Below are 9,350 nucleotides of genomic sequence, written 5' to 3'. Positions count from 1 at the left end.
CATGAGAAAGCCCATATAAATGGGTAATGTACAAGTTGCTGTAGAAGCATGTTTAATTCGTCTGATCACAGATACTTTATAAAGTATTTTAATACTTTTTTGAATCCGTCAATGCGTAAGTCCTAAGTTATAAACCCTAAATAGAAATGTCCGGTTTTCCATCCGATCAGGAATAACAATATTATTAATAAAAAACAATAAATTAAATAGTTGCTTAGTTTTCATAATGTATATATAGTGTATATACATTTTATTGTTTTAGTGCCTTTGGGAATAAATATCTTATGACTGATCAACCCAAAAAAATAAAGGCCAACAAAAAAGATGGGCAACTCTTAATTCGCATTAACAGCACTCAACGTGATGAGTTCATTCAATTGTGTGAAGCTATGGACACCAGTGCCGCTAGAGAATTAAGAAAATTTATCAGTAGTTTTATGAAAAAAAATCAGTCAGCGGATATTCATACCAAGGAGTGACATCATGTCGAAGCAAGTTAAAATCTTGAAACAGAAGATCAAAGCACGTCTTGAAAAGATTTCAAAACACAAAAACAAGTTAAATAAGCTCAAAAAGCAGCTTAAAAAACAGAAGTAATAGTGAGAATTAGTCTCACTAGAAAGTAAAAAAAAAGCTGAATTTCCTATTAGGAAATTCAGCTTTTTTCATTATTTACTGTCGGGACTATACCAGCTCAGAAATAATATCTGCCAATACTTCGTCTGCTTGCGAAGTACTTTTCACAGAAGAAATTTCCTTTTTAATTTTAGTGAGAGATTTCCCCCGTTTCTTTAAAAGAAAAAACGGTTTTATTTCCTGTGAGGATTAGAGGGGTAAGATTAGAGACTTCGCCTATTTTTAAGAATAGCTCTGCCACTCTGACTTGATGAGCATAAATAGATCGTAACTTTTGGGTAATTTCTAAAGCAGTCCGTTTATTCATAAATATATCCATTAATTTTATTAGATTTTTTGAACATTTTAATTCTTATAAACCCAATCTTAACAGAACCAGTATCGATGAGTAAATGCCTATACAGCATCTTCAATAAATTGGCTGGGCTACAGCAGAATGAAGTCGTTGATAATAAAAGATTAGGTTCAGTTCTGGCGCATATCCAGCAACAGCATGAAGAGTTGGAGAAACAGAATAAACGCTCCCGGGCCAAGAAAAGTATGCCAAGCCGTAAAGCTCAGAAAGCCGATATTGAACAAAGAAAGTTAAATCCTGTGCTTGACTCTTGTAGTTAAAAACAGGACATTTTAAATGGTTTATCGCATAGACATTTTAATTGGTGAATAACAGTAATCATAACTTTTGCCCCATTTGTGATGGATTAATCTATCTCGATTCTACTGAATCGGATCATCGGATTGCCAAAGCCGTAGGTGGGCAAGGTGTTCTAGAGAATGGTCTGCTGGTTCATCCCATCTGTAATAGAATGAAATCAGATCTGAGTCTGGAAGAGATTAGAGCGGATTTGTTTGGTGAATTACTGTATTAATCAACAGAGCGATGAGCTCATTTTTGCAGATGTATCAATGATTAATCACATGATTTAACTTTTGATACATTCAGCCAATGTGGTTATTTTTAATTCAGTCCAGAATCACAACCAGAAACTAGCAGTAGTTTCTGAATGACCGTCAAGGTCCTTAGTTTCGCCCATAGATTCCCTCTGTGGGCTTTTTTTTGATCAAAAATTGTATAGATGCTCTAAAATAAACCTTTTAGCATTTCATAAGCAATTAGGATTAAGGCTGAGACCATCAGCACAACAAAAATGAGTTCCACTCTAGTTAACATATTAATTCCTTTTACTTTTCACTCAATTTATATGACAAATAAGTCGTAGCAGCAATGACATAACATGACATAGAAAATAATCAAAAAGACAGAATTTGGATTTTTATATTCAAGGCAAATTATTAAGATAATTGTGAAAACTTCATAGGAACTTCTTTTTTCTCAATGAAAATGTTATATCCTTAGAGTCTGCATGATCCATTTGAAGCGAGAATTTTATGAAAAAAGTTATTGGTATGAGAAATAGCCGTACTGAAGCCTTTAAAATCGTAAAAGCTTCATTTGCCGTAGATAATTTGGTTGTAGATAATAAAGGCTTACAAGCAATTAATGACTATGTGACGGGTTCTAAGACATTTGAACAAGCCAGAAATACACTCGTTGAAATGTACCGTGTACGATAAAAATGTTTTTTGATGATGCACTACATTATTATCTGACGGAAGAAGATTTTTATGATGATCCATTCTGTGATGAAAATGGTGTTTTGATCAACAATCTTGGTATTTCTAATACCAAAGACCTGAATGAGGCAGAGAAAGCGCTAAGTGCCTTACAAAATACAAGGTTACAGGAAAATATCTCTGTTTTTCTAGGCAATTTTGATTTACAGCACCTACAAAATATACATCATCAATTATTTATGGATGTCTACCCATGGGCTGGCCAATTAAGACGCGTGAATACCTATAAAGGTGAATGTATCTTTCTCCGTTACAATAGCATAGCTCCTTTATCAGATCTGCTGTTTTCATGCCTCAATAATAACTTTAACCATTTGATTAATAATAAAGAAAATATAGATTTGGTCTGTAGTTTTTTAGCCAGATTTTTTGTTGTTTTAAATTATATTCATCCATTTAGAGAAGGTAATGGTCGCTCACAACGTTTCATGCTAGGCCAGATACTATTTAAGTTAGGTTATACGATCGATTGGACCACTGTGAGTTCAGATGCTATGAATCAAGCAGTGATCGCAGGATGGAAAGAAGGTAACTTTAAGCTCACTGAAAAAATGATTAAACTTAATATTCAAAGATTAGAAGTAAGTTGAACACCTAACCAATATCGTACTCAGCATCAATTTTGGTGTTTCTTCAGGCCTACTGCTGACACTTCAAATGATTCCATGATAAAAATCAAACATCATTGTAAAGCCTCTAAAAAACGATTGCTCCAACAATAAAACACAACACCCCAAAAGCGATCCAGAGCCAGACAGTTGATCTGGATGTCTGCATACCTGGGTTATTCAATGGCGGTGGTTGCTCAGAGGCGTTCTGTGGAGTATTCGGCCTGTTTGTATGAGGATGATGCTTGGAATAAGAAAGTCCTGTTCCGGGAATGCCCACGCTGGTTCGGGTGCCTTTTTTACCAATATTTAAAGAAGCACCGGGTTTGCCAATGCTCGCACTGCTGATGCCCTTAGGCGTCAGATTAATTTTTAAACCCGGTAAGATTTTAATGCTCTTGCGAAATCTAAAGCCCATATTTCCCCCATTTGCAAAACCAGTTCGCTGTGTATTTCAGTTGATAGAGGTAAATTCAGAGAATCTCAGATCCTCATCTACCTCGCTAGTCGGCTGTCCCCATAGAGACATCCGTATATTTTTTATCTGGTGATTGCAATACTACCTTTAAATACCGTCAAAAATGTTTACTGTATATTTGCTGTAGGGTAATCTTAAAGCTGCTATTTATTGACTGATTGGTATATGACGACAGATAAGCATGAAGTCCTGCTACGAATGCGAGCGATCGAGCTGCTTGCTTACTGGGAAGGTCGTTTGGTTACCAATCGTTTAATGAGCTGGTTTGGGCTCAGTCGACAGCAGGCTTCTGCGGATATCAAGCGTTACAATACGCTGTATAACCCAGATGCCTTGATTCATGACCCCTCCGTCAAGGGTTATGTGCCTAAGGCCAGCTTCCAGCCTGTACTGACTACAGCGCACATCAATGAATATCTTAATATGCTGTCAGGTTTGGTTAGTGAATCGCATACCCTGATTGCGACACCAGAACCGAATCTTGCAGCAGTTCAATTACCTGATCGCAGTGTACGTCCTGAAGTGATTCGGGAAGTTTTGCGTGCCTGCCGAAACCAAAACACTTTAAAAATGATTTATGCCTCGATGCAGAATCCGCAGTGGCATGAACGCATCATTTCCCCACACACCCTGGTGTATACCGGTTTTCGCTGGCATGTCCGTGCCTATTGCCATCAGAGCAAGCAGTTTAAGGACTTTTTACTCTCCAGAATTGATCGCACACCTGTTGTGGTGGCGATTGAGTCAGTAGACCCTGCTCAGGATCAGCAATGGCATGAAGAAATTGTACTGACGCTGATCCCTAATCCAAAATTGAACTCATCACAACAAGCGCTGGTCGAAAAAGACTTCGGCATGCCTGATGGCAGATTACAGATTCCGGTGAAAAAAGCCCTGGCTCACTATACTTTGCAGCGATATCAGGCCGCGATCACGCTGGCTGAGGCGGATGATGCCTTGAAATATCCCTTGGTACTACAACGCTCAGATATCGAAAAGCTGTCGTCTTACCTGTTTGATCAGGCCTCATAGGAGATTGGCCATGTTAGAACAATTTCATTATGACAGTGACCTGATTGGTGGTTCCCTGATGGTGCGTGAAAGCCGGCTGATCGCTGATCTGTTATTACGAGAAGCGACTCCAGAACAATGGCATCAGGCCATTCAGATTGACAATATTCTGCAAAAAAGAACGCCTGCTTCAGCCCAACGTAACGCCACTGCCATTCGTAAGCGTCTTGAGCGCTTAGAGCCTGATTTCTGGAAAGCACTACGTGATGGGGATGATGAGCTGGCGACCCAGGTGGCTTTTTGTGGTGCACTGGAACGCAACCTGTTGCTGCTTGAGTTTATGGAAACGGTGATGAGGGATGCCTATATCTCCCAGGCGCAATACTTGGACAGTTATATCTGGTCAGACTTTCTGGATGAGCGCTCACAACGCGATCCGGATATCTGCGAATGGAAAGAGTCCAGCAAGAAAAAAATGGGGCAGGTGGTGTTTCGCATGCTGGCAGAAGCCGGTTACTTAAAAAGTACCCGTAAGCTGGAGTTACAGCGCGTGATCGTCAGAGCAGAGCTGCGTAGCCTGTTGGAAGAACATTATAAACAACGCATTAAAAGATCTATGGAAGTGTCGCTATGGACGCGGTAGTTGTAGAGGGGCAGCAATGAGTCAAACAATACATGAGCGTCTGAACCAGATTCCAGAGCGAATTCTTTCCACCGAGTTTCTCACCGGGCAAGGACTGGGCAATGAAATTGGCTTCTGGATTTTTGATTATGCACCTGAAGATGAGCTGAAAGTCCGCGAATATCTGCATTTTCTCGAAGGGATGCTGGAGAAAAAACACAGTCAGCTGAAGGTGGTGAATATTAATCTGCTACAAGCAGTGGTGGATTACCTGGCTGAGCGCAATTTCATTGATAAAGCGATCCAAATGCAAAAAGCCAAAGGCGATGAGGCACTGCTCAAGGCTCTGAAAGGTCCACTGCATATGGATAAGTTTGCGCCGTATCTGGTGAGCAAATATGCCACCAATGCGCAAGATATTGTGTTGATGACCGGGGTGGGGTCGGTTTGGCCACTGTTACGTGCCCATCACTTATTGAACAGTTTGCATTCCTTGCTGGGGCATAAACCAGTCGTATTGTTTTATCCGGGCTATTACGACGGTCAGGCCATGAGTTTATTTGGAAAAATTCCAAGCAATAATTACTACAGAGCCTTCAGATTAGTGCCATAAGCACGACAAATAGCCATAAAAATTCGGGGGAATGGATTGAGATGAATATTAAAGAACTTTTTTACAAGCCATTAGATCGTGCAATTAACGGGGTGGTGAAGGCAGATCAGGATGATAATGCCACGGTTTACCAGGAGCTGGATGAGTATGTGGTCACCAATGAGCTGGAAAAGCATTTTCGGGACTTTTTCCAGTCTTATGGCACAGACCTGAGCGATCCTTCGATTGCCAATCGTGTCGGCGTGTGGATTTCAGGCTTCTTTGGCTCAGGTAAATCACATTTCCTGAAAACCTTGTCGTATATTCTGGCCAATAAAGTGGCACGTGACGCGGAAGGTAACGAACGCAGTGCCGCAGAATTCTTTGATGAAACTAAAATCCGCGATGCATTTATCCGTGCCGATATTGGCAAGGCGGTCAGCCATCATGCCGATGTCATCCTGTTTAACATCGACAGTAAAGCCAGCTCCAACGATGATGGCAATCCGATCCTGAATGTGTTTTTACGCGTGTTTAACGAATATCAGGGTTTTAGTGCTGACCATCCACATATTGCCCATATGGAACGTCACCTGAGCCAGAAAGGGGTGTATGAGCGCTTTAAACAGGCTTTTGAAGAATCTAGCGGCATGTCATGGTTGGAAGAACGTGATGGCTATCAGTTCTATCAGGATGATGTCGAAACCGCGATTTCCCAAGCCCTCAACTTATCAGCAGAAGCTGCGCATAAATGGTTTGAGGATTCTGAGCAGACCTTTAGTGTTTCGGTTGAAAACTTCTGTCAGTGGGTGAAAGAATACTTAGATAGCAAAGGACCCCAGCAACGCATGTTGTTCTTGGTCGATGAAGTGGGGCAGTTTATTGGCAGCGATACCCGCTTGATGCTGACACTGCAAACCATTACTGAAAACCTAGGTACGATCTGTAAAGGCCGCGCTTGGATTATCGTCACCTCACAGGCAGACATCGATGCTGTTTTAGGCGAGCTGTCTTCTTCCAAAGCCAATGACTTCTCCAAGATTGCTGGACGTTTTAAAACCCGTTTATCACTGTCCAGTTCCAATACCGATGAAGTCATCCAGAAACGTTTATTACGCAAAACCCCAGAAGCAGAAGCATTGCTCAGATCGGTGTTTGAGCAAAAGGGCGATATCTTAAAAAATCAGATTACCTTTGACCGTTCAGGCCCAACCCTCAAGAACTATGAGGGGCCAGACAGTTTTATTCATAACTATCCTTTTGCGCCGTACCATTTCCAGCTGGTGCAAAAAGTTTTTGAAGAAATCCGTAAAGTCGGTGCGACTGGTGCACACCTGGCCTATGGTGAGCGATCTATGCTGGATGCGTTCCAGATGGCCGCGAATGCGATTGCCACAGATGAAGTCGGGGCACTGGTTCCTTTCCATCGCTTCTATACTTCAGTGGAAGGCTTCCTGGATACAGCAGTGAAGCGTACCATCGACCAGGCAGGGCAGAACAAGACCCTGGATGGTTTTGATGTGCAGATGCTGCGTACCCTGTTCATGATCCGCTATGTCGATATCATCAAAGGCACATTGGATAACCTGGTGACTTTGTCGATTGAGAAAATTGATGAAGATAAGCTGGCATTGCGCAAGCGGATTGAAGAGAGCCTGCAGCGTCTGGAAAAAGAGAGCCTGATTACGAGGAATGGCGATGAGTTCCTGTTCCTGACCAATGAAGAACGTGATATTACCCGAAAAATTAAAGCCACTGACTTAGCAGCTTCAGAAGAAAATAAAGAGTTAGCCAATCTGATCTTTAAAGATTTACTGCGCGATCAGAACAAATACCGCCATCAAGCCAACAAGATGGACTATCAGATTGGTCGTTTCCTAGATAGCCATAGCCTGGATGGCAAGTATGAGAGCGATTTGAAAGTTGAAATCATTTCTCCACTGGATACGGAATATAACCTCTACACTGAAGCTTACTGTATTGGTAAAAGTACTCAGGCTGAAGGACAAGTGCTGTTTAAACTGGCAGACGATAAACAGTTCTTTAATGAACTGCGCACCTGGCTGAAAACCAATAAATTCATCCGTTTAAATGATGATGGCACTCAGTCCGATATCACCCGTATTCTGGCAGACCGTGGCCGTGAGAATCAGGAGCGTAAAAAACGCCTGCGTGCCCGGGTCGAAGAAATGTTGCTGGACGCGGAAAGTTATGCCTTGGGTCAACATCTACAACTTTCATCTTCAAGTCCAACCACCAAGCTGGATGAGGCTTGTCGTTATTTGCTGGAAAACACCTATACCAAACTGAGCTATCTGCAAGTCTATCAGCAGGATGCCTGGCGTGAACTGAACGCCGTCTTGACTGTGGATGATATGGCGCAACTCGGATTGTCTCTGGATGGCGGACAGAGCAATCCCAAAGCCCTACAGGAAGTGGAGCAGTACATTGCACTACGGGCCACCGGTAGCGAACGTATTCTGGTCTCAGATGTGATAGATCGTTTTGTCAAACGCCCTTATGGCTGGCCAGATGCCGAGATTTTATTGCTGGTAGGTCAGCTGGCGGCAATGGGGCGGATTTCACTGCAGTTAAATGGTGGCAGCTTACAGCTAAAAGATGCCTTTGAGCCTTTACAGAACAGCCGCCGTCGCCGTGATGTTTCCATTATTAAAAAGCGCCAGACTGATGATCAGGTGTTGAAACAGGCACGCCAACTCACCCAAGACCTATTCTCGGCCATGGGACCAGCGACAGAAAAAGAGCTGTTTGAATTCTATTTGCAGCATTTTAAGACTTGGTTAGCCAACTTTAAGTCGTATAAGAGTAAAACTGATGTCGGACAGTTCCCGGGCAAGAAAGTGATTGAAAAGTCGATTCTGACTTTGGAGCGCTTGCTGGCTAATAGCGACAGCTTCGATTTCTTTAAGGCCGTGGTTGAGAACAAGGACGACTATCTTGATCTGGAAGAAGATTATCGTGATATTCATGAGTTCTTCACTAACCAGATGCCGAGCTGGCAGCAACTGCAACAGGCCTTACGTCATTTTGAGAAAAACAAACAGGCGCTGGGCAGTGATGAGGTGGCAAAAAAAGCCCTGTCTGAATTACACCGTATTGCCACTCTTGAATCGCCCTATGGCCTGTTAAATAAAGTGGCTGATTTGGTTCGCACAGTGGAAAGCGTCAATGAGCAATTGCTGACTGAGAAGCGCAATCAGGCGATAGAACACATTGATGACAAGATCAAGCAGCTGGAAGCCGAGATTAAAAACAGTGGTATTGCCACCGCTGAGCTGAGTAACAAGCTACTGCGTCCGCTGCAATTGCTCAAAACGGATATTGAAGTGGAAACTAGCCTGTCCACCATCTATATGCTGCAAACCCAAACCGCCGTGGAGCGTTTTGATGAAGGCTTGTATGAGTTGGAAAGCGAAGTTCAGGCGGAAATCCAGCGTCAGGCCAAAGCGGCACAACTGGCTCAGAGCAAAGCAGAGCGTGTAACCAACACTGCAACCACCGCCAGCCCAGTTACATCAACACCTGCTGCGAGTCCTGTAAAGCCTGCGATCGCGGTAGTGCCACCGAAACCAGTGGTAGAAGTTGATGTTGCCAGCATTTACAGCAAAAGCTCAAGTAGTGTCTATCTGGAAACAGAAGAGTCAGTGGATCAGTTTGTAGACGCACTCAAAGCTGAACTGAAAAAAATCGTGAGTGATAAAAAGCGTGTGCGTATCCGCTAACTCGGGTTAGGGATATCGGCATCAG

At 42.6% G+C, this 9,350-nt stretch carries 9 protein-coding genes and 2 pseudogenes; 9 read left to right on the top strand and 2 right to left on the bottom strand.

Annotated features, from left to right (window positions below; translation table 11 throughout):
• Window positions 1-284 precede the first annotated feature (284 nt).
• A complete protein-coding gene (locus FTV29_RS14015; protein WP_159139019.1) occupies window positions 285-479 on the top strand; it encodes a hypothetical protein in 195 nt (64 codons plus the stop codon).
• A 287-nt stretch (window positions 480-766) separates the two neighbouring features.
• On the opposite strand, the gene FTV29_RS14010 is transcribed toward FTV29_RS14015, so the two are convergent.
• On the bottom strand, window positions 767-943 hold the full coding sequence (locus FTV29_RS14010; RefSeq protein ID WP_159139020.1) for a hypothetical protein: 177 nt from the start codon (window positions 941-943) through the stop codon (window positions 767-769).
• Window positions 944-1,026: 83 nt separating this feature from the next.
• On the opposite strand from FTV29_RS14010, the pseudogene FTV29_RS14005 reads away from it, so the two are divergent.
• From FTV29_RS14005 to FTV29_RS13990, 4 genes and pseudogenes are all read left to right on the top strand, one after another.
• Window positions 1,027-1,251: pseudogene (locus FTV29_RS14005) on the top strand (ISNCY family transposase); the annotation flags it as partial.
• Window positions 1,252-1,307: 56 nt separating this feature from the next.
• Window positions 1,308-1,505, top strand: a pseudogene (locus FTV29_RS14000) (HNH endonuclease signature motif containing protein); the annotation flags it as partial.
• A 520-nt stretch (window positions 1,506-2,025) separates the two neighbouring features.
• A complete protein-coding gene (locus FTV29_RS13995) occupies window positions 2,026-2,211 on the top strand; it encodes a hypothetical protein (protein WP_000755725.1) in 186 nt (61 codons plus the stop codon).
• Between the two features lie 2 nt (window positions 2,212-2,213).
• Entirely contained in the window at window positions 2,214-2,861 is a 648-nt protein-coding gene (locus FTV29_RS13990) for a Fic family protein (protein WP_000464611.1), read from the top strand.
• A gap of 106 nt (window positions 2,862-2,967) precedes the next feature.
• On the opposite strand, the gene FTV29_RS13985 is transcribed toward FTV29_RS13990, so the two are convergent.
• Window positions 2,968-3,297 (bottom strand): DUF4236 domain-containing protein, encoded by a 330-nt coding sequence (locus FTV29_RS13985; protein WP_000506883.1) that lies wholly within the window; start codon window positions 3,295-3,297, stop codon window positions 2,968-2,970.
• 225 nt (window positions 3,298-3,522) lie between these two features.
• Here FTV29_RS13985 and FTV29_RS13980 point away from each other — a divergent pair, with 225 nt between their 5' ends.
• From FTV29_RS13980 to brxC, 4 genes are read left to right on the top strand one after another with little or no spacing between them, the layout of a single operon-like run.
• Window positions 3,523-4,389: a YafY family protein gene (locus FTV29_RS13980; RefSeq protein WP_159138904.1), complete on the top strand. Its 867-nt coding sequence runs from the start codon at window positions 3,523-3,525 to the stop codon at window positions 4,387-4,389.
• 10 nt (window positions 4,390-4,399) lie between these two features.
• Window positions 4,400-5,011, top strand: a complete 612-nt coding sequence (locus tag FTV29_RS13975; protein ID WP_004758931.1) for a DUF1819 family protein — start codon at window positions 4,400-4,402, stop codon at window positions 5,009-5,011.
• 16 nt (window positions 5,012-5,027) lie between these two features.
• Window positions 5,028-5,603, top strand: a complete 576-nt coding sequence (locus FTV29_RS13970) for a DUF1788 domain-containing protein (protein WP_005403808.1) — start codon at window positions 5,028-5,030, stop codon at window positions 5,601-5,603.
• A gap of 41 nt (window positions 5,604-5,644) precedes the next feature.
• Complete coding sequence (gene brxC, locus FTV29_RS13965; RefSeq protein WP_159138903.1) at window positions 5,645-9,325, top strand: BREX system P-loop protein BrxC; 3,681 nt, start codon at window positions 5,645-5,647, stop codon at window positions 9,323-9,325.
• Window positions 9,326-9,350 lie beyond the last annotated feature (25 nt).

Source organism: Acinetobacter sp. YH12254, from assembly GCF_013417415.1.
Taxonomy (GTDB): Bacteria; Pseudomonadota; Gammaproteobacteria; order Pseudomonadales; family Moraxellaceae; genus Acinetobacter; species Acinetobacter pseudolwoffii.
This window is presented reverse-complemented; position numbering and strand designations above follow the sequence as displayed.